This window comes from Planktotalea sp., from assembly GCF_039984035.1.
Classification (GTDB): Bacteria; Pseudomonadota; Alphaproteobacteria; order Rhodobacterales; family Rhodobacteraceae; genus Planktotalea.
Map to the genome: position 1 here is coordinate 1 of NZ_JBDWVM010000018.1, position 17,762 is coordinate 17,762.

The following is a 17,762-nucleotide window of genomic DNA, read 5'->3' on the forward strand; positions in this document are numbered from 1 at the left end:
ATCATGGAGGGCCGAGAGGACGACATTCGCCCCTGCGTCGGCGCGACCTACTGTTTGGACCGCATTTATGAGGCAGGCGACGCGCTCTGTATCCATAACGCCGCCACGGGACGCGAGTTGACGATGCCTCATACGATCAAAGCTGCTGCGACAAGGCGCAAGGTTGTTGTGGTGGGCGCGGGCCCTGCCGGCCTTGAGGCCGCGCGCGTGGCTGCGGAGCGCGGACATGAGGTCGTCGTGTTTGAGGCCCAACCAGACCCGGGCGGTCAGGTGCGTCTCACGGCGCAAAGCCCCCGTCGCCGCGAGATGATGTCCATCATCGATTGGCGCATGGCGCAGTGTGCGGCGCGCGATGTGACATTTCATTTCAACACGTGGGCGGAGGTTGCTGATGTCACCGCGCTGGGCCCCGATGTTGTCATTGTTGCGACGGGCGGCATGCCCAATACCGAGCTGTTCGAAAGCGGTCAGGATGCGAGAGACGTTATCACGTCTTGGGACCTCATCGCGGGGGACGTCGCACCTGCGCAAAACGTTTTGATCTACGATGAAGCGGGGGATCATGCGGGATTGCAAGCCGCGGACATAGCTGCCGCAGCGGGATCAACGGTGGAGGTTATGACCCCCGACCGGACCTTTGCCCCCGGCGTGATGGCGATGAACTTGGTGCCTTACATGCGCGCGCTTCAAGACAAAGAGGTGACGTTTACGGTAACACACCGGTTGCTTGATGTTGAAAGACGCGGCAACAAACTGACGACAACGATTGGGACGGATTATAGCGATTTTACGAAAGAAAAGGACTATGATCAGGTTGTTATCAACTATGGCACGATGCCTTTGGATGAGCTGTATTTCGATCTTAAGCCGCTCAGCTCAAACGGAGGTGCTGTAGACCATGACGCGCTGATCGACGGTGCGCCGCAGACGATTGAACGCAATGAAGAGGGGCGCTTTCAGCTCTTTCGGATCGGCGATGCGGTGTCTGCACGCAATACTCATGCGGCCATTTATGATGCATTGCGCTTGGTCAAGGATATCTAGAGTTTCTGGAAAGGCGCGAAGAGCGAGAGCGCTTTAAGGCCGTGGTTCAACCGTTTTTACGGGGCTTCGCTCGTTTCAAATGAGTCTCAAAGGCATCGACTAGTATCGGACTTCGTTTCCTTGACAAATAGGGCCACGTCCATTCCTTTTGCTTTGGCAAATGGGCATTAACAATAATGACTAAACCTATTCTTCTAGGCAGTGAGATTTACGCGCGCACGGGGCGAACTTCCAAACACCCTCTTGCGTGGCCAAAAACGGCACCGACGTTAGAAGTGATCCGAAATTTTGCATGGTTTGATCCTGACAGCTACGTTGAAGCGTCCAAGATTTTCCCCCGCAGGCTACGCGCATTTCATGATCCAGGATATGTTGATGCGGCCTATGATGCAGAAGCACGGCAGCGCGTCAGCCCTGAGATAAGGGCGAAATACGGGCTTGGTGGCGGTGATAACCCAATTTTTCCGAGCGTTATTGAGCGTGCAGCCACGGCGTGCGGCGTTGCGTTGAAGGCGGCGGAATTGCTTGCAGGGGGCGGTGTGGTTCATAGCCCCCTTGGCGGTGCCCATCATGTGCATCCGGCGCGCGCGGCTGGCTTTGGCTATTTCAACGATCTGGTGCTGGGTATCTTGGCGATGCAGGACACAGGTGTAAAGCGCATTGCTTACATCGATCTAGATGCACATCACGGCGACGGGGTCGAAGCCGCCTTTGCCTATGACCCCAACGTTTTGACCCTGTCAATTCACGAGGAAAACTGCTGGCCTTACAGCGGCACGGAAAGTGATCCGTCCTATGGAGTCTACAATTTCTGTGTCCTAGCCGGTTTCAATGATAGCGAGATGTCATATTTGTTGGACACCGCGGTCTGTCCCATTGTCGATAATTTCGCGCCTGAGGCTATCGTTATCCAAGCTGGCTCAGATTCCTTGGAAGATGACTTGATGATGAAGCTAAGCCTGTCTAACCGCGCTTACTTCAATGCAATTGAACAACTTCGCCATATGGCCCCACGCATCTGGGTAACAGGTGGCGGGGGATATAACCCTTGGGCCGTTGTGCGGTGCTGGGCCGGAATTTGGTGTGTCTTGAACGACCGTGATCCGAGCGCCGAGCCGCGCTGCGCTATTGAACAAGATATCATAGAGAATATGCGCCAATGGCCCACGGTGAGCGCGCCGCCAGATAATTGGCTTTCGACATTGGTCGATCAAGAGCGTCCAGGTGAGGTGCGTGAAAGCGTTAAGTTGACGGCCAAGAAATTGATCCCGTCATAGTTCCCCATGGTCTTACAAAGTTGGCAAAAAAAACGGGGCCCCGTAAGAGGCCCCGTTTCTTAAACGTCACTCAAGGGAGTGATTATTCTTCAGATGCTTCTGCCTCTGGTGCGTCAGCCGCCTCTTCACCGGAGTCTTCGTTTTCAGCAGATTTCAGGCCAGATGGCGCAGAGATGTTTGCAATAACGAAGTCACGGTCGATTGTTGGCTTTGCGCCAGCAGGAAGCGTGATGTCAGAAATGTTGATCGTATCGCCAACGTCCAGACCAGTCATGTCAACAACCAGCTTCTCAGGAATGTCACCAGCGGTCACAACCAGTTCGACTTCTGGGCGAACTGTGGTCAGAACGCCGCCGCGCTTGATGCCCGGTGCTTCTTCTTCGTTGATGAACTCAACTGGGATGAACAAAGCGATCTTTGTTGTGCGGCGCAGGCGCATGAAATCGACGTGCGTTGGCAAATCTTTAACAACGTGACGCTGAACGTCGCGGCAGATAACGCGAACGTCGTCGTGGCCTTCAACTTTCAGGTTCAGCAAAGTTGACTTAAAGCGGCCTGCTTTCAGGGCTTTGAGCAGAACTTTGAACTCAACGTTGATCGGTAGTGGATCTGCATCGCCACCAAAGACGATACCAGGTACTTTATCTTCGCGACGTGCTTGACGAGCGGCGCCCTTGCCTGTCCCCGTACGGACCTCAGCGTGGAAATCAGGAATTTCTCCAGCCATTTTGTATTCTCCAAATGTTAGAGCGAAGTGCCTCCAAGGCTGTCACCTCGCGTGAAGTCGCGCGTATAGACGGGAATCGCGTGCATGGAAAGCTTATTTTGCGGCGCTAAATAGGAGCCCATTGGAATAGGTCCTTCTCGCGCTTTCTAATGCGGCGAAGGCAAGGAGCGACTTGATTCAACCAGTCGTAGCAAAGCTTGTTTTCACCAGATAGAAAAGTTGGTTGTTCTGGTATCGGAAACGGTCTTTTTCCTGTGGCGGACTAGAAGGCAGCCTTTTCCATCTCAAGCGCTTAAAATTTCGGCAACTTCTTGCAAATGCTCGGGGAAGTCCCGTTTAAGGTGATCGCTTCTTTGAGTTTCCCCCTTGAAAAACAGGGCTGTGAAGGGTGAAAATGGATGAGTTTTTAAAGTGGTTCATCTTTTATTTAATTGTGTGCCCTAGGTAATGTTTCGGGGGAATCTACCGTGCCAGTCGATATTAATCAGTATATTTATGGTAATAGTCTTGTGAACTATGCGGGTGGCTCTGCCCAAAGCAATGTTCCCTACTGGCTTGGCCAGCTCAGCGATGCCGCCGACAACACATATGCGGTAAATGGCGGATATGGTTTCTTGCGCCAGTATGCTGATCGCGATGAGCCGGGGAATGAGTGGGGATTTCAGGGCGTCGAAGGCGTTTGGAATTCTGACACAGCAGATTTTGACGAAGTCTCGTTTGATTCCGTCATGATTACGCCGGCGAACTTTATCCAAGGCATTGCGCCTGACGCAAACTACGCGGACGATACGCGTTCACCCTTGGATGCGACGATTGAAACGGTTCAATCTACAGTGGCGGATCAACCGGACGCGCAGATATTTATCTATGAAGGTTGGGCTGATCTGGGCAGCGATTTTGGTTACCCCGTTTCGGAAAGCCAGCTTGACGAATATCACGCCTACAATGCTGGTGCTTATCATGACTGGTACGTCGATCTTGTCGATGGCGTGAACGAGGCCGTGCCTGAGGCCAATGTTCAGCTTATTCCAGTCGCTTCAGTGATGGCAGAGCTCTTCCTAGATGGCCCGCTTGAAGGTTTGACGCTAGACGATCTTTACGTTGATAGCGCGCCGCATGGCACAGAGACGGTCTATTTCTTATCCAGTTTGATCACTTATCCTGCGGTGTTTGGTGAAGCCCCGCCAGCAGACTTTGACGTGCCAGATACGGTGCATCCGCTTGTTGCGGAGAATTATGCGTTGTTGAACGATCAGATCGCTGAACTGATGGGCGTTGAGACAAGCGTTGAGCCGGTCGAAGAGGTTGTGATCAACGCTGACCCCGTGGTGGTTAATGATGTTGCCGAACTGAATCAGGACGAACTGATCGTAATTGATGTTTTGGCGAATGATAGTGATGCGGATGGTGATGCTTTGTCTGTGGTCTCTGTTGGTGAGGCCACTTTCGGTTTGGCTGAGATTGCAGGGGGTCAGGTTGTCTACACGCCTGATCCAGAATTCGTCGGCGCTGATGGCTTCACTTACACGGTAAGCGATGGTGCAGGCGGCGTTGTTGAAGGTCGCGTCGATGTTCAAGTACTGCCCGTTGAGCCTGAACCGATTGTGGTACCAGAGGTAACGCCCGAGCCGGAAGAGGAAGTTGAACCTGAGGTGATGCCCGAGCCAGTTGAGGAAACTGAGCCAGAGGTCGCGCCCGAGCCGGTTGAGGAAACTGAGCCAGAGGTGACACCCGAGCCAGTTGAAGAAGCTGAGCCAGAGGTAACGCCCGAGCCGGTTGAAGAAGTTGAGCCAGAGGTGACGCCTGAGCCGGTTGAAGAGATTGAGCCAGAGGTGACGCCCGACCCTGAACCAGACACGGAGCAAAGCAACCAAGGCTTTAGCGCTGCTTATTTTGCTGTTTCAAGCGATGTTGCATTGTTGAGTGACGTGGATTTCTCGGGTGAACCAACGGAAACTGGTAGTGTCGACGCTCTGCAATACCTCGAGGTGACAGAGTCCTTTATTCCCGGTGGGGACGAAGATTTCTTTGCGGCGCAATACAGTACGGTTCTGAATGTCGGTGAGGCTGGCGCGCATGAGATTTTCTTGCAAGCTGATGATGAAGCCAGAGTTTTGTTTGACGGCGTCGAAGTGTTGAACACCAGCGAGACTGCTGCGGGCGATTTGACCTCGGTTTGGCTCGACTTGGAAGAGGGCAGCCACGATGTGACGGTCCAATATCTCGAAGTCGCAGGCGAGCAATCTCTGAACCTGAATTGGACAGGCCCGTCTACGGATTGGGAAGTTGCACCGCTGACTGGCACTGTAGGCGACAACGTTGCACCTGACCCAGTGGCAAACGCAGGCGATGAAAGCCCTGTCGTGGTCGTAGATGAGGGCTCCGCAGAGGAACCAGAGGAAGTTGTTGAGACACCTATCGTTGAGTCTCCTCCTGTCGATGATGGCAACGCTGTGGAAGACGAACCTGTTGTGGAAGACACTGGTCCCGGGCGGGGGCCAGGCGGACGTGGGCGACCCGAGAGAGACGAGATCGACCGCAATGGACCGAAAGGACCTAAGGATCCACATGCGGACAATGCGGATGAGTTGCAGGCGATTTTGAGCCTCTTCAGCGATGACGTTATGGAGCGTTCCAAGGAAGAGGCAATCGCCTTGGCTGCCAAAGAAGAATTGGCTGACGCGAGTAAATCATCCGAGGACTTCTTCTTCTAACTTTTGAACCGAGCCCTGTTTTTTTCGGGTGACAAAAGTTAGACCATGCAAAAGCTGGCTGCAGGAGGACTTACACTGAATGAGCATCATCGTCATCAACCCGAATTCAAACGATGCGGTGACAGAAGGTCTTCGTGCATCTCTAAGCGCCTTTCCAGATGTGGTCTGCCTGACCTTGTCAGAGGGGCCGTTTGGGATCGAAAGCCAACGTGACAGCGATTCAGTCATCGTTCCAATGCTGGCGCTGATGAAGCAGCGCCAAGATGCGAGCGCCTTCGTGATTGCCTGTTACTCCGATCCGGGCATCGATGCGGCGAAAGAAATGAGCCCTGTGCCTGTCTTTGGCATCCAAGAGGCGGGAACCGCCATGGCGATGTGCCGAACAGATACCTTCGGGGTCATTGCGATCGGGCAGCCGTCAATCCTGCGTCATCGAAAATATATGCGCCGTCTAGGTGTGCTGGATCGTCTCGCTGGCGAACGCGCCCTCAACATGAGCGTCGACGACACCGCGCGTGGGGCAAATACGTTTGAGCGTATGGTAGAAGTTGGTCGCGAATTGATCGATAAGGACGGCGCAGAAAGCCTTATTCTAGGCTGCGCAGGTATGGCGCAACATCGCGCTAACCTTGAGAAGGCCCTGGGCGTTCCGGTGATCGACCCGACCCAAGCGGCCGTGGCAATGGCTCACGGCACGATACTAGCTTCCTCTCTCTAAAATATCCCCGCCGGAGGCTGCGGGCATGGCGTGAGCCATGCTTATCAAGCATGCGCCGCAAGGCGCATTCTATTAAGGTAATACCGAAAGCCAGAACCACGCAGAAAAGATTGAGAGCGCTGTCGCTAGCAACACGCTCGATGCAGCGACGCGCTGGGCGGACTGATAGACGCTGGCGAAAATATAGACATTGATCCCCGGCGCCATAGCAGAGGTCATGACAGCCGATCTGAGCGCTGCATCACTCAACTCATTTATGCCGCCAAGCAAGAACACCAAAGCAGGGTGCAAGATCAGTGAAATCGCGCAGGTGAACAGGATGACTTTGATGTCGCCCTCTGGTCGATAACGATACAAAATGCCACCCAGTGCCAAAAGCGCCGTTGGCAGGGCAGAGCGTACCAACATGTCAACAGCCGCTTGAAACGCCTCTGGTAGGTTCACGCCTGATAGATTCACGATGAAGCCAAGCGCGAGGCCGATAACCAAACTATTGCTAAACATCGCTTTGAGGACTTTAGCGGGAAGCGCCGCCATGGCTGTTCCCGCTTCACGGGCGCGCACAAGTTCCATCAATGTTATGCCAATCGCATAGCAAAAGGGCGAATGCACTGCGATGATCGCATAGTTCCCCGCCAGCGCCTCGGTGCCATAAGCGCGCTCTGTGATGGGCAGGCCGAGCAAAACCGTGTTGGAGAACAGGGCGCAAACACCAATCGCGACGCAATCCTGCAAGGAGCGTCCAAACAGATAACGCGCGCCTAAGAAACCGACAGTGAAACAGATAATGGCACCAGTGTAGAAGCTCAAAAGCAACTTGGGGTCAAAGCCGGTTGATAGATCAAGATGCGCAATCGCATTGAACAGCAGGCAAGGGATCGCGATTTGCTGGGCGAATTGCATCGTGCCATCGACGGTGCTTTCGCTGACGATTTTCCGCCAGACCAGCACATAGCCGAAACCGACCAGCAAAAAGACAGGTAAAATGACGGTGATCAGAGCCTGCATCAGATGTTAGACATCATAGCTGAATTGCATCCCGTCATAGGCAGGGCGCACATGATCAGGCGTCTCGGCATTTACGGCCTCATAATCCAAGTCGATATGCATGTTGGTGATGACGGCATTGGGCACTTTGGATCGTTCGATCCATTCAAGCGAGTTGTCCAAATGTGAATGGCTTGGGTGCGGCGTGCGGCGCAGCGCATCCAGAACCCAGCAATCGGCGCCATCAATGGCGCTCCACGCTTCATCGCTCATGTCGGAGACGTCGGGCAGATAGGCCAGCGGTCCGACGCGAAACCCAAGCGCGGGGATTGTGCCGTGTTGAATTTCAAAAGGCGTAAGCGCGAGTACTCCGCCTTCACCCTCGATCTCAAACGGGCCATCAATGGTGTGCAAGTTTAGGATCGGCGGGTAGGGCGAGCCTTCGGGCTGTACAAAAGCATAGCCAAAGCGCGAGATGAGATCGTTCTGCGTTGCGCCATCTGCCCAGACAGGAAGCCGCGCACGCATGTTGATGACGATCATGCGCAGATCATCAATGCCGTGCACATGATCTGCATGACTATGGGTGTAAACAACCGCGTCGAGCGTGCCGACCTCTGCATCTAAAAGCTGGCTACGCATATCTGGCGTCGTATCGATAAGCACGCGTGTCGTCCCACCTTCACTGATGCGTTCCACCAGCATGGAGCAGCGACGTCTGCGGTTCTTGGGGTTGCTCGGGTCGCAATCCCCCCAAACGCCGCCAAGACGGGGCACGCCGCCAGACGAGCCGCAGCCAAGTATGGTGAAGCGCAGCTCAGCCATTAGGCAGCGACCTTATATGCGGCGACCTTGGTGAATAGGCGTTCGAAGTTTGCTTCGGTTTGGGCCGCGAAATCTGTGATATCCATGTTGAAAACCTCCGCGCCGACGCCCGCTGTAAAGGCTGTGTAGGCGGGTTCATTGCGTTTGCCGCGACGGGGCACAGGGGCAAGATAGGGGCTATCGGTTTCGACCAAGATACGCTCCACTGGCGCGGTAGCAAAGATATCGCGCACCTCTTGCGATTTTGGGAAGGTCGCGATGCCTGACATGGACAGGTAGAAGCCAAGGTCGAGACAGCGTTTGGCCAGCTCAGGACCAGAGCAATAACAATGCATCACGCAGGAATAGGCGGTGTTGCGAAATTCTGCACTAAGCATGTCGGCCATATCCTCATCCGCGGCGCGCGCGTGGATGATCAGGGGCAGGCCGGTGCGTTGGGCAGCTTCGATATGGATGAGCAGAGATTGCTTTTGGATCTCCGCGCTTTCGGCGGTGTAGTGGTAATCCAACCCGCTTTCGCCAATGCCGACAAATTTCGGATGGCTGCTCATTGCGATGAGTTCATCGACACTGGCGAGCGGTTCTTCGGCGGCGCTCATCGGGTGGGTGCCAGCGGCGTAGAAGACAGGGGCGTTCGCTTCGGCCAGTGCGCGCACGGAGGGTTCATTCTTCAGGCGCGTGCAGATCGTCACCATGCGGTGCACGCCAGCCTCGCGAGCGCGGTCCAAGATATCGGGCAGTTCGCCTTCGAAATCAGGGAAATCAAGGTGGCAATGGCTGTCTGTAATGCGGGGCGGTGTGGTCATGGTGATCCTCGGCCTGAAATTGGTCGTGGCGGGATCAGACGGCCGCCTGCGAGATATATCTCAGGGTATCTAGGATGAGAGCGGAAGGGTCAAGGTTCACAGCGCGTCCATGGCGCAGCTTTGCATCCACCTCTTGCGCAACTTCGGCCCAGCGGCGCGCTTGATGCGGGTTGGGGGACAGGCGCGCGATCATCTCCGCCTCGCCCTGCGCGGCTTCTGGCGTGGGCGTCACGCCAAGCGAACCTGCGCGTGCAAGGCGGGCGAGCGCGAGTGCGATGAGATCGACGAGCATATCCAGTTTGTCCTCTGCGCCGCGCTGCGCAGCTGCATCGGCAAGGCGCAGCGCGCGGGAGCGGTCCATGCGGGGCATGCCGGCGAAAAGGCCAACGAGTTCGCTGTAGATCGCAGGGCCAGAGAGGTTGATCATGCGGATCGCTTCGCCAACAGAACCAGAGGTGAGCGCGGCAAGCGCGTCTTGATCGAGGTCTGTTTCCGGCATTGCCAGGCGCAGTGCTGTCGTCATGTCGTCATGGCCGAGCGGCGACAGTCGCAATTCGCGGCAGCGTGAACGGATCGTCGGCAAGAGGCGGGATGGTTGATGGCTGACAAGCAACAACGTGGCGCGCTCGGGTGGTTCTTCCAGCAGTTTCAGGATCGCGTTGGCCGCGTTGACGTTCATTTCATCTGCCGCATCGACGATCACAACGCGCCGTCCGCCATCAGCAGAGGACATCGCGAAGAAGTTCTTGAGCTTGCGCACCTCTTCTACGGTGATCTGCGATTTTAGACGTTTGGTTTTTTCATCAACGGGACGGCGTAATACGAAGAGACCCGGTTCAGCGCCAGCCGCCATGCGACGCGCGACGGGGTGTTCGGGGTCTGTATCCAGCGTTGTCGGGGGCGGCGGCGCGCCGAACATGCCACCATCATCGATGGGTTGGCTCAGCAAAAAGCGCGCGATGCGATAGGCGAGGGTCGCCTTGCCCACACCGCGCGGGCCGATCATCAACCAACCGTGGTGCAAACGGCCTGTGTTGTACGCGTCGAGAAAGCCTGCCTCCGACGCGGTTTGGCCTATCAGCTGTGCCGTATCACGCGGGTGGATTGCACCAAGAACGCGGTCGGGTTCTGGCAGGCCATCGTCGCTCACTGGATGTGCGCCTTGATCACGCCAAGCGTATCGGCGGCAATCGTATCAATGTCGCGTGCGGCATCGATGATGCGGAAACGCTCCGGTGCGCTGGTGGCGAGATCAAGGAACCCTGAGCGCATTGCCTTTTGCAGACCTGCGCCGAAATCTTCAAAGCGACTGTCGATGCTGTCACGCTCCACCGCGCGTGTGTGCGACACATCTGGGTCCATATCAAAGAGCAATGTGAGGTCAGGTTCGCGGCCAATCATCAGATCGTGGAGCTGGTCCACTAGCGCACGCAAATCACCGCGACTGAGACCCTGATACATGCGCGTACTGTCGGCGAAACGATCACAAATGACGATTTTACCTGCTTCGAGCGCGGGTAGGATTGTCCGCTCCATATGATCGCGGCGGGCAGCGGTGAACAAAAGGATTTCCGTTTCGGCAGACCAGCGATCAGGCTCGCCCTGCAAAACAAGCGCGCGGATTTCTTCGGCGCCCGCTGAGCCACCCGGTTCACGCGTGTGCACAACGTCATAGCCCTCGGCTTGCAACGCAGCAACGAGACGTTTGGCTTGGGTCGATTTGCCCGAACCATCAATGCCTTCGAAGCTGATGAAATGCCCTTTGGGCGATGTCATAGTTTTAGGAACCTTGTTCTGCAGGCGCGACAGGCGCTTCGTTGATCTGCGAGATCAAGATCTGCGCGACGGTGCCAATGCGGGACATGAAGCCACCCGTGGGGACGTCATTGCCTGCAACCAAAGGAATGCGCGTTTCGGGAAGACCCGGGGGCGTGATGACCAGCTCTGCAATTTGTTGATCCTTCGCGATAGGCGCGGTGATCGGACCGTTGTAAATGACCTCAGCATTGACCGTGCCATGTGTGGCGACGGGCATCAGCATGGAGACGTCTTTGGTCGGCACAAGAGGGACGCTTTGATCGCGGCCCATCCACACATCAGCGCTCGCCACGGCTGTGCCTGCTTTAGCAACAGGTTTCACGGCAAATTGGCGAAAGGCCCAGTTCACGATGGATTCAGCTTCTTCTGCGCGGGCTTGCGCGCTTTGAAGGCCGGAAATCACAAAGATAATGCGACGTTCGCGCTGTTTGGCGGACCCTACAAGGCCGTAGCCTGCCTCGCTCGTGTGACCTGTTTTGAGGCCATCTGCGCCAATGCCAAGCGCCAGCAAAGGGTTGCGATTGCGTGTATTTTGCGGCGCGCGGCCATCAAATGCGAATTCACGTTCAGAGAACAGAGGGTAAAAGCTTGGGAAGTCCGTAATCAAACGATTGGCGAGCAAAGCAAGATCGCGCATCGACATGCGATGTCCTGCCTGTGGCCAGCCGTTGGAATTGGAAAATGTCGAGTTCGTCATGCCCATTTGCTGCGCGCGTTGCGTCATAAAACGGGCAAAGCCTGCCTCGGTCCCGTCGGGGCTGAGCGCCTCTGCAATCACGGCGCAGGCGTCATTGCCTGACAATACGATAATGCCGCGAATGAGGTCTTCGACGGAGACACGATCCGTGGTGTCGAGGAACATCGTTGATCCACCGTAAGACATGGCATGGCTGGACACAGGAAGTTTTTCTGTGAGCGACAAACGCCCATCACGCAGCGCTTCGAAGGCGATGTAGAGCGTCATCAGCTTGGACATAGACGCAGGCGGCAACATCTCATCCGCGTTTTTCGCGAGCAAAACAGTGCCTGTCGTTTGATCAATAATAAACGCGGACGTGGCGCGCGTTTCAAAAGCGGCGGCAGGGAGGGCCAAGAGCAATGGCATCGCAAGCGCTACACAAGCAGAGATCAAACGCTTCATCATATGACGTTCCTTGTCAGTGTCTGGTTAATTGCTGACAGCATAAGCATCAGCGAAGCCGGATGCCTTAACCTTTTTGAGAATTGTGCTGCGTTCGGCGCTTGTTTGCGCAGGGCCAACCAAAACACGCCAGAACGTTTTGCCAGAGCTCGACGATTTCTTAACCGTCGGGATCATACCTGCAACGCGCATGGCTTCTGCAGTATTGTTTGCGTTTTGCTCAACCGAAAAGATGCCGAGTTGGATGAACGGCTTGCTCAGAGCGCTCGACGCAGGCGTGGGTGTTGGCGCTGCAGCAGGGGCCGCTGCGGCAGGCGCTGCTGTTGCGGCCGGTGCCAGTTCGGTTGCGCTGATTTCGCTCGGGGCGTCCACTTGTGGTGCCTCTTCAGGGGCTGGGCCGTCTTCTGCAACAGCTTCGCGGCGCAGGGCTGTGACGTTCAATTGTGCGGGCTGGCCTGCGAGCATGCCAAGCGTAGCTGCTGCATCCGAAGAAACCTGCAGGCTTGGGCCCGGGTTTTCGCGTTCGCGTCTGAACAGCGCCCCAATCACGAATTTGCCGTTCTTTTCGTTGCGAATAATGACGCGTTCGGGGTCTTTCACGTCAGGATGTGCCACCCAAACGCCGCCAAGTGACGGGCGGCCATCCCAAAGACCGCTTTCAGTGACCTGAAAGATATCAGGGGCTTCTGTGTCGCGCTCGACAAGTTTGACTGAGCGGCTTGGGCCCGTTTCTGTTTTATCTTTTTGTTGTAGGAATGCGGGGCCTTGTCCGTCTTGGCAGGCGGCCAAAAGCAGAGAGGACGACATTGCAATTGCGCAAAGCAGTGTCCGTTTGTGCGAACGAATGTGGTGAGTTGTCATTTTATGCCCTTTGCCCCAAAACCAAAGCGCTCTCGCCGATTTTTCGGTCCTGTTGAGCGCTGGTTGCTTAACCTGCGTTGGCCGCAATGTAGCGTTGTTTGCGTCACATGGAAAGTCCGAGGGGCGTTGCTAAGCGGAAAAACGATCACAAGTTTGCGGATATTGTCCAATTTCTTTCAATTAGCCTCTTGCCGCTTGGACGTCGCCCAAGTATGGAGTGCGCGTCGGAGGCTTGGCAGAGTGGTCGAATGCACCGGTCTTGAAAACCGACGAGGGTGAAAGTCCTCCCAGGGTTCGAATCCCTGAGCCTCCGCCACTACACAATTTTGTAGAATTTGAATGGGTCGCCTTGGGCGGCCTTTTTCTTTTGTTTGCTTGCACTTAAGGCTTCTGTTCGGCTGCGTTGAGTTTCTTTCGATAACGTCTATATTCTTTCCTTGCGTGGTAGAGAATGTGGTATTTTTGAATGGCCCTATCGGGTAAACTGACAAAGAAGCTGGTCGAGAACCTTGGCGCTGGGCGGCATGGTGATGGCAACGGTCTTTATCTCGTCGTTGATCCATCGGGAGCGCGGCGTTGGATTGTGCGGATGGTTGTTAAAGGGCAGAAAAATAAGAAAGGCGCGCCGCTCAGGACTGATTTTGGTTTAGGCGGGGCCGATATCGTTACGATCAATCAAGCAAGAGAGCGCGCGCTCGAATATCGGCGCATGGCTAAGCAAGGATTGACCCCTCGTTTCAATGCCCGCCAAGAGGTGCCAACTTTTGAAGAAGTGGCACAACAGGTCCATATTGATCGAATGCCGACTTGGAAGAATGCAAAGCACGGGCAACAATGGATCAACACCTTGCGCGACTATGCCTTTCCCAAGATTGGCCGAATGCCGATTGATAGCGTGGATCAGCCTGAAGTTATGATGTGCCTTGCACCGATCTGGACCGAAAAGCATTAAACCGCGAAACGATTGGCCCAGCGTATCAAAACAGTTCTGGATGTAGCGCGCTCTAAAGGCTTTCGATCCGGCGAAAACCCTGTGACTGCGATAAAAGACGCTCAGGTGCTTCCCAAGGTCAAAGCTAAGGTGAAGCATCATAAAGCGATGCACTGGAAAGACGTGCCCGCGTTCTATGCTGATTTAAAAACGCGCCCCGCGATGGCGGCGAAGGCACTTATGTTCACTTGTCTTACAGGATCCAGAACGGGTGAAGTCCTTGGCCTGCGCTGGGCTGAGTTGGATTTTCAAGCACGGCTTTGGGTCTGCCCTGCTGAGCGTATGAAAGGTGGCGAAGATCACCGCGTCCCTCTAACAGAAGAAATGCTAGCAATTCTTGAACCACTGAAGGCAATGCAATCTGAATACGTTTTTGAAGGTCAGAAGAGGAACAAGCCTTTGTCAAACATGGCGATGCTCATGTTGCTGAGGCGTATGTCCGTTGAAGGCGTGACCGTTCACGGATTTCGTTCTACTTTTCGCGATTGGGCCTCTGAGGTTGCGAATGCACGGCGCGAAGTGGCTGAAATGAGTTTAGCGCATCAAGTGGGGTCGGATGTTGAACGCGCATATGCGCGCTCTGATTTACTCGACAAACGGCGAGCACTGATGGAGCAGTGGACTAAATTTGCTGCAGGACACCAGGCCTAAGGACTTGCATTATGCCAACCGTTCCAATCAACGAGCCAGAAGCTGAGTTCATAGGGTTTATTCGGCTTGCATTAAGCGAAGCTAACAATCCAGAGCGTCTCAAAGCGATCAGGACTGTCAAGCTGGATATCGAGTCCGCGCGCCTCGACAAATTGAATAGTGAGTTTGGCACTGATTGGATGCAGGATCCCAAAAACGCTGAACTCGTTCAATGGATTGCTTCATCCGCTACAGAGCGACATGAAGCTGGCTTTGATTTGTCACAGACTGGCCAGCGTTTCGAAAGCAAAAACCAACTTAAGCTAAATGTTGCGGAACATATTGGGTTATTGATCTTTCATTCAATCCAGGATGGAAAATTCGAAGGCTTACACTCGTTCGGTGGAATCTTGGACCAAGTCAGCGATGACGCCCGAAACTCCAATACTAGGGGAGCCAAGGATACTGATACACTCAGGAAGAACTGGAACACCTATCGCGGCGTGGTTCATCTCGGGATAGCGATCAACTATTGTGAAGAAAATCCTGATCAAGATTTTCATGTGTTGCATCTTGCTGAACTTTTCGAGCGCACATTAAGCGAACACTGCCCAAAGGGCACGTCGAAACCCTATGTCGATCAGGGCGATCAAATTCATTTCTCATATAAATCAAAGCTTTATGGCCCCAGATTTCTAAATCGGAGGCTGCCCTTCGGCGTAGTTTAGGCTGCATTCTTTCGTTGCAACTGAACGCAACGCAAGGAAAATCACAAATGCCCAAACTCTTCGAGGATGGCCGAACATACGTGTTGGGTGATTCAGAGCTCGATCTCATAGGGAACCGTGAAAAGCTCGCGCAGTGGCGGCACAAAAATATGGGTCCTGCTTACTACAAGCTTGGCCGCAAGATTATCTATCACGGTCACGACCTCAATGCTTGGGCGAGCGCTGCTCGCATCGACCCGAATTCAGACGCGGATACGTGATGTTAACGCATTTGCAATTCCCACAACATCTTCGGGCACAAGGAATTTGGTCAACAGGTCGCAAAGGCCAGCCTTGCGACTTTAAGCAACGGCGGGCGTAGAAAATGTGCGCCAAGGCAAACTCCGAGCAATTGGGCCTTTTCGATGGGCTCGCAAAAAGCGAAAAACCCAAACAAGGCGCAGTCGGTTCAACCCTTGGCCCCTGCTCACATTGCAAGGAGCAATATTTGTCCGACCGTCAGGTTGCAGTTCGTTTTGATATCTCAAAAGCAACTGTGTGGCGCTGGCACGACAACAATCCTGATTTCCCTCGACGGATAAAGTTGAGCCCTGGCACTTCCCGCTGGAAGTTGAGCGAGCTCGTTCAGTTCGAGGCAAAGATGCAAGCCGAACGCCGCTCAAGCATCATAACGCCTGCCAAAGGTCTCTCAAAATGAGCAGATCTTACAAAGGGGTCAGATTAAAGAAGAACAGAGTTTACTCTGTCGAGCAATTGACTGCTGCATATTCAGTCACAGCAAATACCGTGTCAAACTGGGTTGGCGAAGGTTTGAACCCCTCGGACGACCAGCGGCCGTATCTGTTTCGGGGAGCCAACGTTCAGGAGTTTCATAGGCGGCAACGGGTCGGACTGCGCCGAAAGCTGCTACCGGGGCAGTTCTATTGCCGTAGATGCCAAACTGAAGTGTTTCCAGCGATTGAAACGGTCGAGGATTTCAGCGCCTCAAACGGCAAACACATGTATTCGGCACAGTGCCCTGCGTGCTCGAACAGACTTAAAAAGATATCAGGTGAGACTGATCGAGACAAAGTTGAGGAATGTCGCAATCCAAATACCCCCACGGAGTGCCTACACGAAGGGAAGACCTCAGAGCGTGGGGGTATTTGGACTAAGGATGATAAAATTGTCGGTTCTTTCCATATTGAGAACGACAGGATCATTCATAGATGGCAAACCTATGCAGGTCGTTTCAAGTACACAACGACTGATTAGCACCTTGCCGCAATTCGGTTCTTTGAGGACACTGTAGATGGAAAGCCGTTTTCTAAGCTTACTACGGATGATTTTGCTTCAGTGCGCGATGAGCTGAAACGGCGTTCGCGTATCGATATGGAAGACAATTTGTCAGCGTCTTCGATAAAACACACGGTCTCGCATTTACTTGGATTCTTCGATTGGCTTTTAAAACAAGATGGCTATCGACGCTTGCCAAGGGATTTTGATGGATATCTCAAGCTCCCTAAAGCAGTTGTAGCGCAATCAGCGCAGGTCAAAAAAAGGGATTTTCCAACAATCTTAGAAGCCGAGGACCTCTTGAAAGCAATGCCAACTAAATCCTTGGTCGACGAGCGCGCTCGTGCGTTGTTTGCGCTTGGCTTTCTGGGAGCGTTGAGAGCCGATACCCTGATATCCCTTCGTCTTGAGCATTTCGATATCGAAAGAAGGCTCATCTTGCAGCATGCGAAAATCGTTCGTGCTAAAGCGGGAAAGAGCCTCGATATCTTCTGGTTTCCGATTCCGAAGGTCTTTGAAGAAACCGTGATAGGCTGGGTAAATAAGCTCAAAACTTTTGGATTTACAGATCAAGATGCTCTCTTTCCCGACACGAAACACTTGAAACATCGTGTCTCCACAAGTGCATACACTCCAGCGCCCGTTCCGGTTATGTCGACAATACATGCGGTAACCAAAGCATTCGCTGTTGCCTGCAGTCAGACAGGTGCGAAATATACACCGCATTGTGTAAAGCATAGCATCGGTGCTCTTCGAGATAGCCTTCCTCTGACCCAAGAGGAGCGCAAAGCATGGTCGCTAAACATGGGCCACGATGACGAACGAACCACAGAGCGTTACTACGGGACAATGCAAGATGATCAGCGCTTTGAAGTTCTCGAGAACATTGGAACAAAGAAAACGATCGATACCCTAAGCTTAACTACCGATCAAAAAGCTCGGGCGTTTGATGCCATGATTAAAGCTATTGGCGAGTGATTTTGTGGAAAAGGGAGCGTAATCTTCCCAGCGATTTAAGGTGTGGCATGCAGCATTAGATAAGGCTTTGGTGCTCAAATGACCTAAGGTTCGTTGTTCACTCATGCCTTGAGGCTAAAATAGGTAGACGGTAACGAGACTAAGCCAACTATTTGCTGTGAAACATCTGTAAACGCAACCGATAACGCACATTATGTTTGATAGCCTCCAAACTGGAGTAAGGTGTTACGAATTGGCGGAAA

Annotated in this window: 18 protein-coding genes and 1 tRNA gene; 11 read left to right on the plus strand and 8 right to left on the minus strand. The window is 53.9% G+C overall.

Features of this window, described 5'->3' with window-relative positions; genetic code table 11:
* Together ABJQ89_RS00870 and ABJQ89_RS00875 are read left to right on the plus strand one after the other, a co-directional pair.
* The coding region (locus ABJQ89_RS00870) for an FAD/NAD(P)-binding oxidoreductase (RefSeq protein ID WP_348494392.1) at positions 1-1,044 on the plus strand (1,044 nt) is incomplete at its 5' end.
* Positions 1,045-1,220: 176 nt separating this feature from the next.
* Positions 1,221-2,321: an acetoin utilization protein AcuC gene (locus ABJQ89_RS00875; protein WP_348494393.1), complete on the plus strand. Its 1,101-nt coding sequence runs from the start codon at positions 1,221-1,223 to the stop codon at positions 2,319-2,321.
* Positions 2,322-2,403: 82 nt separating this feature from the next.
* Here the strand turns inward: ABJQ89_RS00875 and ABJQ89_RS00880 are convergent, their stop codons facing one another.
* Complete coding sequence (locus ABJQ89_RS00880; RefSeq protein WP_348494394.1) at positions 2,404-3,048, minus strand: 50S ribosomal protein L25/general stress protein Ctc; 645 nt, start codon at positions 3,046-3,048, stop codon at positions 2,404-2,406.
* A gap of 467 nt (positions 3,049-3,515) precedes the next feature.
* Between ABJQ89_RS00880 and ABJQ89_RS00885 the strand changes: the two genes are divergently transcribed.
* A complete protein-coding gene (locus ABJQ89_RS00885) occupies positions 3,516-5,762 on the plus strand; it encodes an Ig-like domain-containing protein (RefSeq protein ID WP_348494395.1) in 2,247 nt (748 codons plus the stop codon).
* Between the two features lie 79 nt (positions 5,763-5,841).
* Positions 5,842-6,480: an aspartate/glutamate racemase family protein gene (locus ABJQ89_RS00890; RefSeq protein ID WP_348494396.1), complete on the plus strand. Its 639-nt coding sequence runs from the start codon at positions 5,842-5,844 to the stop codon at positions 6,478-6,480.
* Between the two features lie 72 nt (positions 6,481-6,552).
* Here the strand turns inward: ABJQ89_RS00890 and ABJQ89_RS00895 are convergent, their stop codons facing one another.
* Genes ABJQ89_RS00895 through ABJQ89_RS00925 form a run of 7 tightly spaced genes read right to left on the minus strand, consistent with a single transcriptional unit; the run spans position 6,553 to position 12,864 of the window.
* Positions 6,553-7,488 (minus strand): AEC family transporter, encoded by a 936-nt coding sequence (locus tag ABJQ89_RS00895; protein ID WP_348494397.1) that lies wholly within the window; start codon positions 7,486-7,488, stop codon positions 6,553-6,555.
* 6 nt (positions 7,489-7,494) lie between these two features.
* On the minus strand, positions 7,495-8,292 hold the full coding sequence (locus ABJQ89_RS00900; protein WP_348494398.1) for an MBL fold metallo-hydrolase: 798 nt from the start codon (positions 8,290-8,292) through the stop codon (positions 7,495-7,497).
* Entirely contained in the window at positions 8,292-9,098 is an 807-nt protein-coding gene (locus tag ABJQ89_RS00905; RefSeq protein WP_348494399.1) for a TatD family hydrolase, read from the minus strand. Before ABJQ89_RS00905 ends, ABJQ89_RS00900 begins: the two co-directional genes overlap by 1 nt.
* Positions 9,099-9,132: 34 nt before the next feature.
* A complete protein-coding gene (locus ABJQ89_RS00910) occupies positions 9,133-10,248 on the minus strand; it encodes a DNA polymerase III subunit delta' (protein ID WP_348494400.1) in 1,116 nt (371 codons plus the stop codon).
* Positions 10,245-10,874, minus strand: a complete 630-nt coding sequence (gene tmk / locus ABJQ89_RS00915; protein WP_348494401.1) for a dTMP kinase — start codon at positions 10,872-10,874, stop codon at positions 10,245-10,247. Before tmk ends, ABJQ89_RS00910 begins: the two co-directional genes overlap by 4 nt.
* A 4-nt stretch (positions 10,875-10,878) precedes the next feature.
* Positions 10,879-12,057, minus strand: a complete 1,179-nt coding sequence (locus tag ABJQ89_RS00920) for a D-alanyl-D-alanine carboxypeptidase family protein (RefSeq protein ID WP_348494408.1) — start codon at positions 12,055-12,057, stop codon at positions 10,879-10,881.
* Between the two features lie 27 nt (positions 12,058-12,084).
* Complete coding sequence (locus tag ABJQ89_RS00925; RefSeq protein WP_348494409.1) at positions 12,085-12,864, minus strand: SPOR domain-containing protein; 780 nt, start codon at positions 12,862-12,864, stop codon at positions 12,085-12,087.
* Positions 12,865-13,144: 280 nt separating this feature from the next.
* On the opposite strand from ABJQ89_RS00925, the gene ABJQ89_RS00930 reads away from it, so the two are divergent.
* The 7 genes from ABJQ89_RS00930 to ABJQ89_RS00960 all read left to right on the plus strand — a co-directional run bounded on the left by ABJQ89_RS00930 (position 13,145) and on the right by ABJQ89_RS00960 (position 17,520).
* Positions 13,145-13,234, plus strand: a tRNA-Ser gene (locus ABJQ89_RS00930).
* Between the two features lie 150 nt (positions 13,235-13,384).
* Positions 13,385-13,870, plus strand: coding sequence for an Arm DNA-binding domain-containing protein (locus ABJQ89_RS00935; protein WP_348494402.1), 486 nt, complete (start codon positions 13,385-13,387; stop codon positions 13,868-13,870).
* 12 nt (positions 13,871-13,882) lie between these two features.
* On the plus strand, positions 13,883-14,560 hold the full coding sequence (locus ABJQ89_RS00940; protein ID WP_348494403.1) for a site-specific integrase: 678 nt from the start codon (positions 13,883-13,885) through the stop codon (positions 14,558-14,560).
* 11 nt (positions 14,561-14,571) lie between these two features.
* A complete protein-coding gene (locus tag ABJQ89_RS00945; protein ID WP_348494404.1) occupies positions 14,572-15,267 on the plus strand; it encodes a hypothetical protein in 696 nt (231 codons plus the stop codon).
* A gap of 47 nt (positions 15,268-15,314) precedes the next feature.
* On the plus strand, positions 15,315-15,527 hold the full coding sequence (locus tag ABJQ89_RS00950) for a MerR family transcriptional regulator (RefSeq protein ID WP_348494405.1): 213 nt from the start codon (positions 15,315-15,317) through the stop codon (positions 15,525-15,527).
* Between the two features lie 227 nt (positions 15,528-15,754).
* Positions 15,755-15,964, plus strand: a complete 210-nt coding sequence (locus ABJQ89_RS00955) for a DNA-binding protein (protein ID WP_348494406.1) — start codon at positions 15,755-15,757, stop codon at positions 15,962-15,964.
* Positions 15,965-16,602: 638 nt separating this feature from the next.
* Entirely contained in the window at positions 16,603-17,520 is a 918-nt protein-coding gene (locus ABJQ89_RS00960) for a site-specific integrase (RefSeq protein WP_348494407.1), read from the plus strand.
* The last annotated feature ends 242 nt before the right edge of the window (positions 17,521-17,762 follow it).